The 15,903-nt window shown below is 39.5% G+C and carries 20 protein-coding genes; 19 read left to right on the plus strand and 1 reads right to left on the minus strand.

What is annotated here, in order from left to right; all coding sequences use genetic code 11:
- Positions 1–15: 15 nt before the first annotated feature.
- The 6 genes from rpoC to tuf all read left to right on the plus strand — a co-directional run bounded on the left by rpoC (position 16) and on the right by tuf (position 8,542).
- Positions 16–3,642 carry a DNA-directed RNA polymerase subunit beta' gene (gene rpoC / locus BKP45_RS02490; protein WP_071388219.1) on the plus strand — a complete coding sequence of 1,209 codons (3,627 nt, stop codon included), beginning with the start codon at positions 16–18 and terminating at the stop codon, positions 3,640–3,642.
- A gap of 78 nt (positions 3,643–3,720) precedes the next feature.
- On the plus strand, positions 3,721–3,969 hold the full coding sequence (locus BKP45_RS02495) for a 50S ribosomal protein L7ae-like protein (protein ID WP_071307859.1): 249 nt from the start codon (positions 3,721–3,723) through the stop codon (positions 3,967–3,969).
- Between the two features lie 109 nt (positions 3,970–4,078).
- Positions 4,079–4,501: a 30S ribosomal protein S12 gene (gene rpsL, locus BKP45_RS02500; protein ID WP_071388220.1), complete on the plus strand. Its 423-nt coding sequence runs from the start codon at positions 4,079–4,081 to the stop codon at positions 4,499–4,501.
- 45 nt (positions 4,502–4,546) lie between these two features.
- A complete protein-coding gene (rpsG, locus tag BKP45_RS02505; RefSeq protein ID WP_071307861.1) occupies positions 4,547–5,017 on the plus strand; it encodes a 30S ribosomal protein S7 in 471 nt (156 codons plus the stop codon).
- Positions 5,018–5,156: 139 nt separating this feature from the next.
- Positions 5,157–7,235: an elongation factor G gene (gene fusA / locus BKP45_RS02510; protein ID WP_071388221.1), complete on the plus strand. Its 2,079-nt coding sequence runs from the start codon at positions 5,157–5,159 to the stop codon at positions 7,233–7,235.
- A gap of 116 nt (positions 7,236–7,351) precedes the next feature.
- Positions 7,352–8,542, plus strand: a complete 1,191-nt coding sequence (gene tuf, locus BKP45_RS02515; RefSeq protein ID WP_071388222.1) for an elongation factor Tu — start codon at positions 7,352–7,354, stop codon at positions 8,540–8,542.
- A gap of 339 nt (positions 8,543–8,881) precedes the next feature.
- On the opposite strand, the gene BKP45_RS23500 is transcribed toward tuf, so the two are convergent.
- Positions 8,882–9,508 (minus strand): nuclease-related domain-containing protein, encoded by a 627-nt coding sequence (locus BKP45_RS23500; RefSeq protein ID WP_407639581.1) that lies wholly within the window; start codon positions 9,506–9,508, stop codon positions 8,882–8,884.
- Between the two features lie 468 nt (positions 9,509–9,976).
- Between BKP45_RS23500 and rpsJ the strand changes: the two genes are divergently transcribed.
- The 13 genes from rpsJ to rplX all read left to right on the plus strand — a co-directional run bounded on the left by rpsJ (position 9,977) and on the right by rplX (position 15,899).
- The gene (gene rpsJ, locus BKP45_RS02520; protein WP_071307865.1) at positions 9,977–10,285 is read left to right on the plus strand and encodes a 30S ribosomal protein S10; all 309 of its coding nucleotides are present in this window, start codon (positions 9,977–9,979) and stop codon (positions 10,283–10,285) included.
- 67 nt (positions 10,286–10,352) lie between these two features.
- Positions 10,353–10,982: a 50S ribosomal protein L3 gene (gene rplC, locus BKP45_RS02525; RefSeq protein ID WP_071388223.1), complete on the plus strand. Its 630-nt coding sequence runs from the start codon at positions 10,353–10,355 to the stop codon at positions 10,980–10,982.
- 26 nt (positions 10,983–11,008) lie between these two features.
- Positions 11,009–11,632 (plus strand): 50S ribosomal protein L4, encoded by a 624-nt coding sequence (gene rplD / locus BKP45_RS02530; protein ID WP_071388224.1) that lies wholly within the window; start codon positions 11,009–11,011, stop codon positions 11,630–11,632.
- A complete protein-coding gene (gene rplW, locus BKP45_RS02535; protein ID WP_071307868.1) occupies positions 11,632–11,922 on the plus strand; it encodes a 50S ribosomal protein L23 in 291 nt (96 codons plus the stop codon). The genes rplD and rplW overlap by 1 nt, the downstream gene beginning before the upstream one ends.
- A 26-nt stretch (positions 11,923–11,948) precedes the next feature.
- Complete coding sequence (gene rplB, locus BKP45_RS02540) at positions 11,949–12,779, plus strand: 50S ribosomal protein L2 (RefSeq protein ID WP_071388225.1); 831 nt, start codon at positions 11,949–11,951, stop codon at positions 12,777–12,779.
- 57 nt (positions 12,780–12,836) lie between these two features.
- Entirely contained in the window at positions 12,837–13,115 is a 279-nt protein-coding gene (gene rpsS / locus BKP45_RS02545) for a 30S ribosomal protein S19 (RefSeq protein WP_071388226.1), read from the plus strand.
- 20 nt (positions 13,116–13,135) lie between these two features.
- Complete coding sequence (gene rplV, locus BKP45_RS02550; protein ID WP_071388227.1) at positions 13,136–13,477, plus strand: 50S ribosomal protein L22; 342 nt, start codon at positions 13,136–13,138, stop codon at positions 13,475–13,477.
- A gap of 3 nt (positions 13,478–13,480) precedes the next feature.
- Positions 13,481–14,140 carry a 30S ribosomal protein S3 gene (gene rpsC, locus BKP45_RS02555; RefSeq protein WP_071388228.1) on the plus strand — a complete coding sequence of 220 codons (660 nt, stop codon included), beginning with the start codon at positions 13,481–13,483 and terminating at the stop codon, positions 14,138–14,140.
- A 2-nt stretch (positions 14,141–14,142) separates the two neighbouring features.
- Positions 14,143–14,577 (plus strand): 50S ribosomal protein L16, encoded by a 435-nt coding sequence (gene rplP, locus BKP45_RS02560; RefSeq protein ID WP_071388229.1) that lies wholly within the window; start codon positions 14,143–14,145, stop codon positions 14,575–14,577.
- A complete protein-coding gene (rpmC, locus tag BKP45_RS02565) occupies positions 14,567–14,770 on the plus strand; it encodes a 50S ribosomal protein L29 (RefSeq protein ID WP_071307874.1) in 204 nt (67 codons plus the stop codon). The genes rplP and rpmC overlap by 11 nt, the downstream gene beginning before the upstream one ends.
- Positions 14,771–14,790: 20 nt before the next feature.
- Positions 14,791–15,054, plus strand: a complete 264-nt coding sequence (rpsQ, locus tag BKP45_RS02570; protein WP_071307875.1) for a 30S ribosomal protein S17 — start codon at positions 14,791–14,793, stop codon at positions 15,052–15,054.
- Positions 15,055–15,097: 43 nt separating this feature from the next.
- Complete coding sequence (gene rplN / locus BKP45_RS02575; RefSeq protein WP_071307876.1) at positions 15,098–15,466, plus strand: 50S ribosomal protein L14; 369 nt, start codon at positions 15,098–15,100, stop codon at positions 15,464–15,466.
- Between the two features lie 121 nt (positions 15,467–15,587).
- Entirely contained in the window at positions 15,588–15,899 is a 312-nt protein-coding gene (gene rplX / locus BKP45_RS02580; protein WP_071308377.1) for a 50S ribosomal protein L24, read from the plus strand.
- Positions 15,900–15,903 lie beyond the last annotated feature (4 nt).

Raw genomic sequence — 15,903 nt, forward strand, 5'->3', positions numbered from 1 at the left:
AGGGAGGTTGACCCCTTGATAGATGTAAACAATTTTGAATACATGAAAATTGGTCTCGCTTCGCCAAATAAAATCCGCTCGTGGTCTCGCGGAGAAGTAAAGAAGCCTGAAACAATTAACTACCGTACGTTAAAGCCAGAAAAGGATGGTCTTTTCTGTGAGAGAATCTTTGGACCTACAAAAGACTGGGAATGTCATTGTGGGAAATATAAACGCGTTCGTTACAAAGGTGTTGTTTGTGACCGATGTGGAGTAGAAGTAACAAGAGCGAAAGTACGTCGTGAGCGGATGGGGCATATTGAGTTAGCTGCCCCTGTCTCACACATTTGGTACTTTAAAGGGATACCAAGCAGAATGGGTCTTGTTTTAGATATGTCACCAAGGTCATTAGAAGAGGTTATTTACTTTGCTTCCTACGTAGTGACTGATGCTGGTGAAACTCCTCTAGATACAAAGCAACTTCTTTCTGAAAAAGAGTATCGTACGTATCGTGAAAAATATGGAAAAGGCTTTACAGCACAAATGGGTGCAGAGGCAATTCGTAAACTATTATCAGATATTGACCTTGAAAAAGAAGTAGATTCTTTAAAAGAGGAATTAGTTACGGCTCAAGGTCAACGTCGTACAAGAGCCATCAAACGATTAGAAGTACTGGAGGCATTTAGAAATTCAGGTAACGATCCTTCTTGGATGATACTTGATGTTCTGCCTGTAATTCCGCCAGAATTACGTCCTATGGTTCAGTTAGATGGTGGTCGTTTTGCAACGTCAGATTTAAACGATTTATATCGACGTGTAATTAATAGAAATAATCGTCTTAAGCGTTTATTAGACCTTGGGGCACCCAATATTATTGTTCAAAACGAAAAGCGTATGCTTCAAGAAGCGGTAGATGCTTTGATTGATAATGGTCGCCGTGGTAGACCGGTTACAGGTCCAGGTAATCGACCGTTAAAGTCTTTATCACATATGTTAAAGGGTAAGCAAGGACGTTTCCGCCAAAACTTACTTGGAAAACGTGTAGACTACTCAGGTCGTTCGGTAATCGTTGTAGGCCCACATCTACAAATGTATCAATGTGGTCTGCCGAAAGAAATGGCTCTAGAGTTATTTAAACCATTTGTAATGAAAGAGTTAGTAGCTCAAGGGATTGCTCATAACATTAAAAGTGCTAAGAGAAAAGTTGAGCGTGTTCAACCGGAAGTTTGGGATGTACTAGAAGAAGTAATTAGAGAGCATCCGGTTTTATTAAACCGTGCCCCAACACTTCACCGTTTAGGAATTCAGGCTTTTGAACCAACTCTAGTTGAAGGTAGAGCAATTAAGCTGCATCCGCTTGTTTGTACTGCTTATAACGCTGACTTTGACGGAGACCAAATGGCCGTTCACGTTCCTCTCTCAGCAGAAGCGCAAGCTGAAGCAAGAATTTTAATGTTGGCAGCACAAAATATCTTAAATCCTAAGGATGGTAAACCAGTTGTTACACCATCACAGGATATGGTATTAGGTAACTATTATCTCACATTAGAGAGAAAAGATGCTGTAGGTGAAGGTGCAATTTTTAAGGATACAAACGAGGCGTTGATTGCCTATCAAAATGGCTATGTACATTTACACAGTCGCGTAGCTATTCCGGTCGCATCGTTAAAGAAAACAACGTTCTCAGAAGGCCAACAAGGGCAACTATTATTGACTTCAGTTGGGAAATTAATCTTTAATGAAATTTTACCTGAAACGTTCCCATATATTAATGAGCCATCAATGACAAATCTTCAGGTAGCAACGCCTGAAAAATACATTGTTCCTCTAAGCTCAAATGTAAAGGAAATCTTCCAGGAAAGAGACGTTGTGTCTCCGTTTAAGAAAGGTTTCTTAGGTAACGTCATTGCAGAAGTATTTAAAATCTTTAAAATTTCTGAGACATCAAAAATGCTTGATAGAATGAAAGCATTAGGATTTAAATACTCAACAAAAGCGGGTATTACGGTTGGTGTTGCTGATATTGTCGTATTAGCTGAAAAGAAAGAGATTTTAGCTGAAGCAGAATTAAAAGTAGACAGAGTTGTAAAACAATTCCGTCGTGGTTTAATCACGGAAGAAGAAAGATATGACCGAGTTATCTCTATTTGGAGTGCGGCAAAAGATGTTATTCAAGATAAGTTAATGGGAACGCTTGACCACTTAAACCCTATCTTTATGATGAGTGACTCTGGTGCCCGTGGTAACGCATCGAACTTTACGCAGCTTGCGGGTATGCGTGGATTAATGGCTAACCCGTCAGGTCGCATCATTGAGTTACCGATCAAATCAAGTTTCCGTGAAGGTTTAACTGTATTAGAGTACTTTATCTCTACTCACGGTGCTCGTAAGGGTCTAGCGGATACAGCGTTAAAGACAGCTGACTCAGGTTACTTAACTCGTCGTCTAGTTGATGTGGCTCAAGATGTTATCGTTCGTGATGATGATTGTGGTACAGATAGAGGACTTAAGGTTGCTGCTATTCGAGAAGGAACAGAGATTATAGAAAGCTTATACGATCGTCTCGTTGGTCGTGTAGTATTCAAAACGGTTCACCATCCAGAAACAAATGAGTTAATCATTAATAAAAATGAATTGATTACAGAAGACCTTGCGAAAGAAATTGATGATGCAGGTATTGAAGAAGTAACGATTCGCTCTGCATTTACATGTGACACTAGACATGGTGTGTGTAAGGCGTGTTATGGACGTAATTTAGCGACAGGTTCTGACGTTGAAGTAGGGGAAGCTGTAGGAATTATTGCTGCCCAATCTATCGGAGAACCTGGAACACAGCTTACAATGCGTACATTCCATACAGGTGGGGTAGCAGGAGACGATATCACTCAAGGTTTACCGCGTATTCAGGAGTTATTTGAAGCGCGTAACCCTAAAGGTCAAGCGGTTATATCAGAAATCGACGGTAAAGTTATTGATGTATCAGATGCTACTGAAAAGCGTGAAGTTACTGTTCAAGGAGAGATTGAAACAAGAAACTATCCAATTCCTTACGGTGCTAGAATCAAAGTAACTGTTGGGCAAGAAGTGATTGCTGGTGAAGTTTTAACAGAAGGTTCAATTGACCCTAAAGAACTATTAAAGGTTTCGGGTATTAATGGAGTACAAGAATACTTGTTACGAGAAGTTCAAAAAGTTTACCGTATGCAAGGGGTAGAGATTGGCGATAAGCACGTAGAGGTAATGGTACGTCAAATGCTTAGAAAAGTTAGAGTATTAGATGCTGGTGATACAGATGTTTTACCTGGCTCATTAATTGAGATCCCGCAATTTAATGATGCCAATAAGAAAGTTCTAATTGATGGTGGTCAACCTGCTACAGGTCGCCCAGTACTTTTAGGTATTACAAAAGCATCCTTAGAAACAGACTCATTCTTATCTGCAGCATCGTTCCAAGAAACAACACGTGTACTTACAGATGCAGCTATTAAAGGTAAACGTGACGAGTTACTAGGTCTGAAAGAAAATGTAATTATTGGTAAGTTAGTTCCTGCTGGTACAGGAATGACTCGTTACCGTAATATTGACCTTAAGCTTGAAGGCCAAGAAGACCTAATAGATCTAGAAGTAGAAGAGAATGAAAAAGAAATTGTACTTCATGACTAAGATAGGTTGACAATAGCGCGCAAGGATGATACTATGTCTAAGTGCGTCAAAGACACCTGATACTTTGGAGGATGAACAATGTCTTATGAAAAAGTAGCGCAGGCTAAAGAAAAAGTAATTGGCACGAAACAAACCTTAAAAGCTTTAGAGGATGGGATTGTTAAAGAACTCTATATTGCAACGGATGCTGATTATAAAGTTATTTATAAAGCAATTGCATTAGCGGAGAAAAAGGATGTCCCTACCATAAAAGTTCAATCCATGAAAAAGCTTGGAAAAGCTTGTGGAATTGATGTTTCAGCAGCCACTGTAGCGATAATAAAGTAAATACGTTTTTGCTGAAGGGATAATCCTTTGGCAAAAACGTTGCTTTTGGGAAAAAATGAACCACCTGGCTCAGTGGTCTTAGTAAATGTTTTAGAAAGGAGGAAAATAAATGCCTACAATTAACCAATTAGTCCGTAAAGGTCGTCAAGATAAAGTAAAAAAATCTGACTCGCCAGCGTTAAATAAAGGTTATAACAGCTTCAAAAAAGCACAGACAAACCAATCTTCGCCTCAAAAGCGCGGTGTTTGTACTCGTGTTGGAACTATGACTCCAAAGAAGCCGAACTCAGCATTACGTAAATATGCTCGTGTGCGTTTAACTAACGGTATTGAGGTTACTGCATACATTCCAGGTATTGGTCACAACCTACAAGAGCACAGTGTTGTTCTTATCCGTGGCGGTCGTGTAAAAGACTTACCAGGGGTTCGTTACCATATCGTACGTGGAGCTCTAGATACAGCTGGAGTACAAAATCGTATGCAAGGTCGTTCTAAATATGGAACTAAGAGACCGAAACCAGCTAAAAAATAATAGCAAACAAAAAAATATGTTTAAGTATTGAAAGGAGGGGAAATAATGCCTCGTAAAGGACCTGTAGCTCGTAGAGATGTATTACCTGATCCACTTTATAATTCAAAATTAGTAACTCGTCTAATTAACCGTATCATGGTTGATGGGAAAAGAGGAGTAGCGCAAACAATTTTATATAAAGCTTTTGATTTAGTTCAAGAACGTACTGGTAATGATCCAATGGAAGTTTTTGAGCAAGCTCTTAAAAACATTATGCCAGTTCTTGAAGTTAAAGCTCGTCGTGTTGGTGGTGCAAACTATCAAGTGCCGATCGAAGTTAAGCCTGAGCGTCGTACGACGTTAGGACTTCGTTGGTTAGTAAACTACTCTCGCCTTCGTGGAGAGAAAACGATGGAAGAGCGTTTAGCTAACGAAATCATGGATGCTGCGAATAACACTGGAGCATCTGTTAAAAAGCGTGAGGACACTCACAAGATGGCTGAAGCGAACAAAGCCTTCGCTCACTATCGTTGGTAGGATTAAACGAACTAATAATCATTTCTTTATAGCATGAAGTCGGACAGACGTTTAGTTTCGCGCTAAACGTCTATAGTCAGGCTTGTTACGCTATATAGAGAAAAAATAACTTTCAACACTAGGAAGGAGAAAGAAACCTATGGCAAGAGAGTTCTCCTTAGAAAAGACACGTAATATCGGTATCATGGCTCACATTGATGCTGGTAAAACAACTTGTACAGAGCGTATTCTTTTCTATACTGGCCGTATCCACAAAATTGGTGAAACTCATGAAGGAGCTTCACAAATGGACTGGATGGAGCAAGAGCAAGAGCGTGGTATTACAATCACATCTGCTGCAACGACTGCTCAATGGAAAGGTCACCGTATCAACATTATCGATACACCAGGACACGTAGATTTTACAGTTGAAGTTGAGCGTTCATTACGTGTACTTGATGGTGCAGTTGGTGTTTTAGATGCACAGTCAGGTGTTGAACCTCAAACTGAAACTGTTTGGCGTCAGGCTACTACATATGGTGTTCCTCGTGTAGTTTTCGTAAATAAAATGGACAAAATCGGTGCAGACTTCTTGTATTCAGTTAGTACATTGCATGATCGTTTAGGTGCAAATGCACATCCGATCCAATTACCAATTGGTGCTGAAGATCAATTCGAAGGAATTATCGATCTTGTTGAAAATTGTGCGTACTTCTATGAAGATGACCTTGGTACACGTACGGATGCACAAGAAATTCCGGATGAGTATAAGGAACAAGCTGAAGAGTGGCGTACAAAGTTAATCGAAGCTGCTGCAGAACAAGATGAAGAATTAATGATGAAATATCTTGAAGGGGAAGAAATCACGAAAGAAGAGCTTAAAGCGGCTATCCGTCAAGCTACTACCAACGTTGAGTTCTATCCTGTATTATGTGGGTCAGCTTTTAAAAACAAAGGTGTTCAGTTATTACTAGATGCTGTACTTGATTATCTTCCAGCTCCGACTGATGTACCAGCAATTAAAGGTACTTTACCAGATTCGGATGAAGAAGTTTCACGTGAATCTAGTGATGAAGCTCCATTTTCGGCACTTGCGTTTAAAGTAATGACAGACCCTTATGTAGGGAAACTTACATTCTTCCGTGTTTACTCAGGTACAGTAAAATCTGGTTCATATGTAGTTAACTCAACAAAAGGTAAGCGTGAAAGAATGGGGCGTATCCTTCAAATGCACGCTAACTCACGTGAAGAAATCTCTATTGTATATGCTGGAGATATTGCTGCTGGTGTTGGTCTTAAAGATACAACAACTGGTGACACACTTTGTGATGAGAAAAATCAAGTTATTTTAGAGTCAATGCAATTCCCTGAGCCAGTTATTTCATTATCAGTAGAACCGAAGTCAAAAGCGGACCAAGATAAAATGGGTATGGCTCTTTCAAAATTAGCTGAAGAAGATCCAACGTTTAAAACTCACACTGACGAAGAAACTGGACAAACAATCATTGCTGGTATGGGTGAGCTTCACTTAGATATCATCGTAGATCGTATGCGCCGTGAATTCAAAGTAGAAGCAAATGTTGGTGCTCCTCAGGTTGCTTACCGTGAAACAATCCGTAAAGCGGCAAAAGTTGAAGGTAAGTTCGTACGTCAGTCTGGTGGACGTGGACAATACGGTCACGTATGGATCGAGTTCTCTCCACTTGAAGAGGGCGAAGGTTTTGTCTTTGAAAACAAAATCGTTGGTGGTGTAGTACCACGCGAATATGTACCTGCTGTTGAAGCTGGTATTAAAGAATCTATGCAAAATGGTATGCTTGCAGGGTATCCATTATTAGACCTTAAAGCTACTATATTTGATGGTTCTTACCATGATGTTGACTCTAACGAAATGGCGTTTAAGATTGCCGGATCTATGGCTCTGAAGAACGCGAAATCACATTGTGCTCCTGCAATTCTTGAGCCAATGATGAAAGTAGAAGTTGTAGTTCCAGAAGAGTATATGGGAGATATCATGGGAGACGTAACAAGCCGTCGTGGACGCGTTGAAGGAATGGAAGCTCGCGGTAATGCGCAAGTAGTTCGTGCGATGGTTCCACTTTCTGAAATGTTTGGTTACGCAACTTCACTACGTTCTCGTACTCAAGGACGTGGAACATACTCAATGCACTTCGATCACTATGAAGAAGTACCAAAGAGTATTAGTGAAGAAATTATTAAAAAGCAAACAGGACAATAATTAATTAACATTATTGTATCTGAGAGTAAAATGTTGTAAGCTAAGAAAGGTGATTTAAGGTCGCCTTTCCTAAATAATAAAAAATAATTCTCGTTTATTTTAAGGAGGAATTCCAAATGGCTAAAGAAAAATTCGACCGTTCGAAAACGCATGCTAACATTGGTACAATCGGACACGTTGACCATGGTAAAACTACATTAACTGCTGCTATCTCTACAGTTCTTCATAAGAAGTCTGGTAAAGGTACTGCTATGGCTTATGATCAAATCGATGGTGCACCTGAAGAGCGTGAGCGTGGTATCACAATCTCAACTGCACACGTTGAGTATGAAACTGATTCTCGTCACTATGCACACGTTGACTGCCCAGGACATGCTGACTACGTTAAGAACATGATCACTGGTGCTGCTCAAATGGACGGTGGTATCCTAGTAGTATCTGCTGCTGATGGTCCAATGCCACAAACTCGTGAGCACATCCTTTTATCTCGTCAAGTAGGTGTACCATACCTTGTTGTATTCATGAACAAGTGTGACATGGTTGACGACGAAGAGTTACTTGAGTTAGTAGAAATGGAAGTACGTGACCTTCTTTCTGAGTACGACTTCCCTGGTGATGATATTCCAGTAATCAAAGGTTCTGCTCTTAAAGCTCTTGAAGGAGACGCTGAGTGGGAAGCGAAAATCTTTGAACTTATGGATGCTGTAGATTCTTACATTCCAACACCACCTCGTGACACTGAAAAACCATTCATGATGCCAGTTGAGGACGTATTCTCAATCACTGGTCGTGGTACAGTTGCTACTGGACGTGTAGAGCGTGGAGTAGTTAAAGTTGGGGATGTAATTGAGATCCTTGGATTAGTTGAAGAGCCAAAATCTACAACTGTAACTGGAGTAGAAATGTTCCGTAAGCTTCTTGACTATGCTGAAGCTGGAGATAACATTGGTGCATTACTTCGTGGTGTATCTCGTGAAGATATCCAACGTGGGCAAGTACTTGCTAAGCCAGGTACTGTTAAAGCACACACTAAATTCAAATCAGAAGTTTACGTTCTTTCAAAAGAAGAGGGTGGACGTCACACTCCATTCTTCTCTAACTACCGTCCACAGTTCTACTTCCGTACAACTGACGTAACTGGAATCATCCAACTTCCAGAAGGCGTTGAGATGGTAATGCCTGGAGATAACATTGAAATGACTGTTGAACTAATCGCTCCAATCGCAATCGAAGAAGGAACTAAGTTCTCTATTCGTGAAGGTGGCCGTACTGTAGGTGCTGGAGTAGTTGCAACTATCGTTGAGTAATTTTGATTAATAAAAAGGTAACCTTTCGAGGTTACCTTTTTTTATATACAGAATTTATAAATTTATAAATTTCTAACTTAGAAACTGTCTAGCTCCAGGCGCCATCGGCTCGACCACTTCAGCCAAGCAACTAACTTCAATTACCTCTTGAAATTCTTCGTTGATTAGCCTCATGGAGCTTTGCTTCGAGGAAGCTTACTACGAAGCAGTACTTGAAGACGCTTTGCTCTTGAGCATACGGAGTGGCACAGGAGCACCTGATCGGGACCAAGGCTCTTGCGATTTTCTTATATAGAATTTGAGATAGGGGGTTTATATGTGTAATAATGAAATCGTGTATTATAAAGAGCATCGGGTTGAAAATGGTAAGCGAGTAGAACGTAATCGAGTATGATAAGCGTGGGAAATCAGTATTAGGGTGCGCGAATAGAAGTAAAAAGCTATAACTAAACATAAAGAAGATCGTCCATGCCTCTTTAATGAAGATTTCCGTTTAGTACTTTTTAGAAACAACCCAACACGAATCGAACATGATTGTTGTTGTAATTGGCTGTGTTGAAAATAGCATCTTCCATTCATCCCACTTCGTAAAACAGCTCCTTCAATTCTTTCATTATTATTAAGTAATCTCTGAAACAGTGTATCATACCTTTGTAATTGAACATGGAGGTTTATAATTTCAGATTTACGGGACAAATACCAGCGGCCTCCTTCTATATAATAGTCACCTTCATAATTTTTAACTTGAAATATATAAGTTTGGTCAGGAGATATTATAACCTTATAAACCTGAAAGGTGGTGTTATTAATTTTAACGAGTAAACCATAAAGTATGAGCCAACTTTCTATTAAATGGTCAATTATGTTATCAAAAGCTAACTCTCCAATCCCCTTTTCTAAATAAGAGTAATACATTCTACCCTTTTCAAGTAAATTCAGACGTATATTCAACTGACTAAATAGCATCAATTCGTACTGTCATTCCGGGTTTTAATGATCATAAGTCAATACCACTCTAATTACTAACTGTATTTTATATTTCCGTAACAATAAAACAATTATAAATTTAGAACATCAATAAGTAATCAATATATTATAGAAGAAACACGAAAGCGCTTCAAATATTTCTCTGACAACATAAATTAAAACAAACGAAACTCTTGGGAAAAATTCCATGCTGCATAAGTGTATAAATTTTTTCGACAACACTTGCAATAGTAATAAGATGTATATATAATAGTAAAAGTGCGACCGAGCAAATTAAATAAATACTTGCTTTATATATTTGAAGTATGTATAATATATAATGTTGGTCGTTGACAGCGATGATGTGGAAGGTTGCTGACACACCCGAGCCCGTTGCCATGGCTAGTGGTGAGGAAATTTTCACGGAGTATGTCTGTTTATAAAATGGACGATAAAGGAGGTTATCAAATGGCAAAGCAAAAAATTCGCATTCGTTTAAAAGCTTATGATCACAGAATTCTAGATCAATCTGCTGAAAAAATCGTTGAAACAGCTAAACGTTCAGGTGCTCAAGTTTCTGGACCGATCCCTCTTCCTACAGAGAAGTCGATTTACACGATTTTAAGAGCGGTTCATAAGTACAAAGATTCTCGTGAGCAATTTGAAATGCGCACACATAAGCGTCTGATTGATATTGTGAACCCAACTCCACAAACTGTGGATGCTTTAATGCGTTTAGACTTACCGTCAGGCGTAGATATCGAAATCAAACTTTAATTGTTTGACCAAACAAAAAATAAATGGCAAAAACAAATAAATTACTTAATATCAGGAGGTGTGACTCATGACCAAAGGAATCTTAGGGAAAAAATTAGGAATGACTCAAGTTTTCACTGAAAAAGGCGACGTGGTGCCAGTGACTGTTATCGAAGCTGCTCCAAACGTTGTTCTTCAAAAGAAAACAGTTGAATCTGACGGATACGTTGCGATTCAATTAGGTTTTGATGATGTGAAAGCATCGCGAGTAACGAAACCAGCTAAAGGCCATGCCGCTAAGGCGAACGCTAATCCTAAGCGCTACATGAAAGAAATTCGTGGCACGGAATTTGATGCTTACGAAGTTGGTCAAGAAGTCAAAGTAGATACATTTAGCGAAGGTGACGTAGTTGACGTAACTGGAACTTCGAAAGGTAAAGGTTTTGCGGGTGCGATCAAACGCCACAACCAATCACGTGGACCGATGGCTCACGGATCGCGTTATCACCGTCGTCCTGGTTCAATGGGACCAGTTGCTCCAAACCGTGTTTTCAAAGGTAAATTATTACCTGGTCGTATGGGCGGAGAGCAAATTACAGTTCAAAACTTAGAAATCGTTAAAGTAGATACAGAGCGTAACTTATTATTAGTAAAAGGTAATGTGCCTGGAGCTAAAAAGGGTTATGTAACTATCAAGAGTGCTGTTAAAGCGAACTAATTGTTAATAGGAAAGGAGGATGCCTCATGCCAAAAGTTGCATTATTTAACCAAAACGGAACGCAAGTTGGGGATATCGAATTAGCTGAAACAGTATTCGGTATTGAGCCAAATGAAAGTGTATTACATGATGCTGTTGTAATGCAGCAAGCTTCATTACGTCAAGGGACACATGATGTAAAAGGACGTTCAGAAGTTCGTGGTGGCGGACGTAAACCATGGCGTCAAAAAGGAACTGGTCGCGCAAGACAAGGTTCTATCAGATCACCTCAATGGGTTGGTGGTGGAGTAGTATTCGGACCAACACCTCGTAGCTATAGCTACAAATTACCAAAGAAAGTACGTCGTTTAGCGATCAAATCAGCTTTATCTTCAAAGGTGGTAGCTGAAGAAATCGTAGTACTTGAAGGTTTAAATTTAGAAGCTCCAAAAACAAAAGAAATGGTTTCGATCTTAAGTGGTTTATCTGCTGATCGCAAAGCGTTAGTAGTTACAGCTGATTACAATGATAATGTTGCATTATCAGCTAGAAACATTCCAGGAGTAACGTTTGTTACTGCTGAAGGAATTAACGTTCTTGATGTATTAAAGCATGACAAACTAATTATTACTAAAGAAGCTGTTCAAAAGGTAGAGGAGGTGCTAGCGTAATGGAAAACGCTCGTGACATCATTAAGCGCCCCGTAATCACTGAACGTTCTACTGACTTAATGTCAGAAAAGAAATATACATTTGAAGTAGATGTTCGTGCTAACAAAACTCAAGTTAAAGATGCTGTCGAAGAGATCTTTGGAGTGAAAGTTGCTAACGTAAATACGATGAACTACAAAGGGAAGTTCAAAAGATTTGGACGTCACTCAGGTTATACACCTCGTCGTAAGAAAGCAATCGTTACGTTAACTGCTGATAGCAAAGAACTAGAATTCTTTGAAGGTGTTTAAGTTTTAAGTGAAGGAGGGAAATAACAATGCCGATTAAAAAGTATAAACCGACCTCAGCTGGTCGTCGTGGTATGTCTGTTTTAGACTTCCAAGACATCACAACTGACAAGCCGGAAAAATCATTACTTGCGCCACTTCATAAAAAGGGTGGACGTAATAACCAAGGTAAGTTGACTGTACGTCATCAAGGTGGCGGACACAAACGTCAATATAGAGTAATCGATTTTAAACGTAACAAAGATGGAATTCCAGGACGCGTTGCTACGATCGAATATGATCCAAACCGTACTGCTAACATTGCATTAATTAACTATGCTGATGGAGAAAAACGTTACATTCTTGCGCCAAAAGGACTACAAGTTGGTATGGAAGTAATGAGTGGTCCAACAGCTGATATTAAAGTAGGTAATTCATTACCGCTTATTAACATCCCAGTAGGTACTGTTATTCATAACATTGAGTTAAAACCAGGTAGAGGTGGCCAATTAGTTCGCTCTGCAGGAACAGAAGCTCAATTACTAGGTAAAGAAGGACAATATGTACTTGTACGTCTTAACTCAGGCGAAACTCGTATGATCCTTTCTGAGTGCCGTGCTACAATCGGTCAAGTTGGTAACTTAGAACACGAACTTGTGAACATTGGTAAAGCTGGTCGCTCTCGTTGGTTAGGTAAAAGACCTACTGTTCGTGGATCTGTAATGAACCCTAACGATCACCCACACGGTGGTGGTGAAGGACGTTCGCCAATCGGACGCAAATCACCAATGTCTCCATGGGGCAAACCAACTCTTGGTTACAAAACTCGTAAGAAAAACAAACATTCCGACAAGTACATCGTACGTCGTCGTAAAAAATAACGGGATTGCACTACGGTTCATAGGAACCGTAGCACAATCGCGAAGGGAGGTATACTCATGGGTCGTAGCTTAAAAAAGGGACCTTTTGTTGATGATCACTTGATGAAAAAAGTTGTTGAAATGAATGAAAAAGACGAAAAAAAGGTAATTAAATCTTGGTCACGTCGTTCAACAATCTTCCCAGAATTTATTGGTCACACAATTGCGGTATATGATGGACGCAAACATGTACCAGTATACATTTCTGAAGATATGGTCGGTCATAAGTTAGGTGAATTTGCACCAACAAGAACTTATAAAGGCCATGCTGCAGATGATAAGAAAACAAGACGTTAATTCGAGAGGAGGTTCTCTATATGCAAGCGAAAGCAGTTGCTAAACAAGTGCGTATTGCTCCTCGTAAAGTTCGTCTAGTTATAGACTTAATTCGGGGCAAGCAAGTTGGTGAAGCTGTAGCGATTTTACGTCATACACCTAAAGCGGCTTCTCCAGTAGTGGAAAAAGTATTAAACTCTGCGATTGCAAATGCAGAACATAACTATGAAATGGACGTAAACAATCTAGTTATTAGTGAAGCATTTGTTGATGAGGGAGTTACATTAAAAAGATTCCGTCCTCGTGCTATGGGACGTGCAAGCAGAATAAACAAACGTACTAGTCATATTACTATCGTTGTTTCAGAAAAGAAGGAGGGATAAAGCGTGGGTCAAAAAGTAAATCCGATAGGACTTCGTGTCGGGGTCATCCGTGACTGGGAGTCAAAATGGTATGCTGAAAAAGACTATGCAGATTTATTACACGAAGACTTAAAAATTCGTGAGTATATCGAAAAACGTCTTAAAGATGCATCTGTATCTAAAATTGAAATCGAACGCGCTGCTAACCGTGTGAATGTTACAGTTCATACAGCTAAGCCTGGTATGGTTATCGGTAAGGGTGGTTCAGAAGTAGAAGCTTTACGTAAAGCTTTAAACCAACTTACAAACAAGCGAGTTCATATTAACATTTTTGAAATTAAGCAAGCTGATTTAGATGCTAAATTAGTAGCTGAAAATATTGCTCGTCAATTAGAAAATCGTATTTCATTCCGTCGTGCTATGAAACAAGCGATCCAACGCACAATGCGTACTGGTGCTCTTGGTATCAAAACTGAAGTATCTGGTCGTCTAGGCGGAGCTGATATCGCTCGTTCTGAACACTATAGCGAAGGAACTGTTCCACTTCACACGTTACGTGCTGATATTGATTACGGAACGGCAGAAGCTGACACTACTTATGGTAAACTTGGAGTAAAAGTTTGGATTTACCGTGGTGAAGTCCTTCCAACGAAAGGAACGAAAAAAGAGGAAGGAGGCAAATAATCATGTTATTACCTAAACGTGTTAAATACCGTCGTGAACATCGCGGAAAAATGCGCGGAAAAGCAAAAGGTGGTACTGAAGTACATTTTGGTGAGTTTGGTCTTCAAGCTACTGAAGCTTCTTGGATTACAAACCGTCAAATCGAATCTGCTCGTCGTGCGATGACTCGTTACATGAAACGTGGCGGTAAAGTTTGGATTAAAATTTTCCCATCAAAGCCTTATACAGCTAAGCCTCTTGAGGTTCGAATGGGTTCCGGTAAAGGTGCTCCTGAAGGATGGGTAGCAGTTGTTAAACCTGGAAAAGTTATGTTTGAAATTGCAGGTGTTTCTGAAGAAGTGGCGCGTGAAGCATTACGTTTAGCTTCTCATAAATTACCAGTAAAATGTAAGTTTGTAAAACGCGAAGAAGTGGGTGGTGACGCAAATGAAAGCTAATGAGATCCGTAACTTAACCACTGCCGAGATCGAACAGAAAGCAAAGTCACTGAAAGAAGAGTTATTCAACCTACGCTTTCAATTAGCGACTGGACAATTAGACAATCCAGCCCGCATTCGTGAAGTTCGTAAAGCGATAGCTCGTGCAAAAACAGTATTGCGTGAGAGAGAGCTAGGTATAACTAACGAATAATTTGAAAGGAGGTTTGCGCAATGACTGAGCGTAACCAACGTAAGGAATATACTGGTAAAGTTGTATCGGATAAAATGGATAAAACAATTACAGTAGTAGTAGAAACTTACAAAACTGATAAGTTGTACGGCAAACGTGTTAAGTATTCAAAAAAATATAAAGCTCATGATGAAAATAACTCTGCAAAAATCGGTGATATCGTAAAAATTATGGAAACACGCCCATTATCAAAGGATAAGCGTTTCCGATTAGTTGAAATCGTTGAAGAAGCAGTAATCATTTAATTAAAATAGATCTTGTATTGGTTCCGAAGGGAGGTAAGATCGTATGATTCAACAAGAAAGTCGTTTAAAAGTTGCTGATAACTCAGGTGCACGTGAAGTGCTTTGTATTAAAGTTTTAGGTGGTTCTGGACGTAAAACTGCTAATATTGGTGATGTAATCGTTTGTTCGGTGAAACAAGCAACACCAGGCGGCGTTGTCAAGAAAGGTGACGTTGTTAAAGCTGTTATCGTTCGTACTAAAACAGGTGCTCGTCGTAATGATGGTTCATACATTAAATTTGACGAGAATGCTGCAGTAATTATTAAAGAAGATAAGAGCCCTCGTGGAACTCGTATTTTCGGACCAGTTGCACGTGAACTTCGTGAAAAGCAATTCATGAAGATAGTATCACTTGCTCCAGAAGTTCTTTAATAACAATTATCAAAAGAAGCAAGAAGTCCGAGAACGAAGTTTCGCGCTTATTTTGATAATTGATGAACGGATTAATATAGAAAATGCCTTTTAAGGAGGTGCGATTATGTCAACACCTAGAATGCATGTTAAAAAAGGTGACACTGTCAAAGTGATCTCTGGTAAAGATAAAGGTAAGCAAGGCGTTATTTTAGAAGCATACCCAAGCAAAGGACGTGTACTTGTAGAGGGAATTAACATGGTAAAGAAACATGCTAAACCATCTCAAGCAAACCCACAAGGTGGTATCATCAATATGGAAGCGCCGATTGCTTCATCAAACGTTATGCCTATCGATCCAAAAACAGGTGAGCCTACACGTGTAGGATATAAAGTTGAGAACGGTAAAAAAGTACGTATTGCAAAGAAATCTGGCGAAGTTTTAGATAAGTAGTCAG

Source organism: Anaerobacillus alkalidiazotrophicus (assembly GCF_001866055.1).

What these genes read in the sequence shown, in the direction of transcription:
- BKP45_RS02495 (WP_071307859.1), top strand. Translation starts at nt 3,721, where the DNA reads ATGTCTTATGAAAAAGTAGCGCAGGCTAAAGAAAAAGTAATTGGCACG.
- rpsL (WP_071388220.1), top strand. Translation starts at nt 4,079, where the DNA reads ATGCCTACAATTAACCAATTAGTCCGTAAAGGTCGTCAAGATAAAGTA.
- rplN (WP_071307876.1), top strand. Translation starts at nt 15,098, where the DNA reads ATGATTCAACAAGAAAGTCGTTTAAAAGTTGCTGATAACTCAGGTGCA.
- tuf (WP_071388222.1), top strand. Translation starts at nt 7,352, where the DNA reads ATGGCTAAAGAAAAATTCGACCGTTCGAAAACGCATGCTAACATTGGT.
- rpsQ (WP_071307875.1), top strand. Translation starts at nt 14,791, where the DNA reads ATGACTGAGCGTAACCAACGTAAGGAATATACTGGTAAAGTTGTATCG.
- rplW (WP_071307868.1), top strand. Translation starts at nt 11,632, where the DNA reads ATGGAAAACGCTCGTGACATCATTAAGCGCCCCGTAATCACTGAACGT.
- rplC (WP_071388223.1), top strand. Translation starts at nt 10,353, where the DNA reads ATGACCAAAGGAATCTTAGGGAAAAAATTAGGAATGACTCAAGTTTTC.
- rpsS (WP_071388226.1), top strand. Translation starts at nt 12,837, where the DNA reads ATGGGTCGTAGCTTAAAAAAGGGACCTTTTGTTGATGATCACTTGATG.
- rplX (WP_071308377.1), top strand. Translation starts at nt 15,588, where the DNA reads ATGCATGTTAAAAAAGGTGACACTGTCAAAGTGATCTCTGGTAAAGAT.
- rplP (WP_071388229.1), top strand. Translation starts at nt 14,143, where the DNA reads ATGTTATTACCTAAACGTGTTAAATACCGTCGTGAACATCGCGGAAAA.
- rpmC (WP_071307874.1), top strand. Translation starts at nt 14,567, where the DNA reads ATGAAAGCTAATGAGATCCGTAACTTAACCACTGCCGAGATCGAACAG.
- rpsG (WP_071307861.1), top strand. Translation starts at nt 4,547, where the DNA reads ATGCCTCGTAAAGGACCTGTAGCTCGTAGAGATGTATTACCTGATCCA.
- rpsJ (WP_071307865.1), top strand. Translation starts at nt 9,977, where the DNA reads ATGGCAAAGCAAAAAATTCGCATTCGTTTAAAAGCTTATGATCACAGA.
- rplD (WP_071388224.1), top strand. Translation starts at nt 11,009, where the DNA reads ATGCCAAAAGTTGCATTATTTAACCAAAACGGAACGCAAGTTGGGGAT.
- BKP45_RS23500 (WP_407639581.1), bottom strand. Translation starts at nt 9,508, where the DNA reads ATGCTATTTAGTCAGTTGAATATACGTCTGAATTTACTTGAAAAGGGT.
- rplV (WP_071388227.1), top strand. Translation starts at nt 13,136, where the DNA reads ATGCAAGCGAAAGCAGTTGCTAAACAAGTGCGTATTGCTCCTCGTAAA.
- fusA (WP_071388221.1), top strand. Translation starts at nt 5,157, where the DNA reads ATGGCAAGAGAGTTCTCCTTAGAAAAGACACGTAATATCGGTATCATG.
- rplB (WP_071388225.1), top strand. Translation starts at nt 11,949, where the DNA reads ATGCCGATTAAAAAGTATAAACCGACCTCAGCTGGTCGTCGTGGTATG.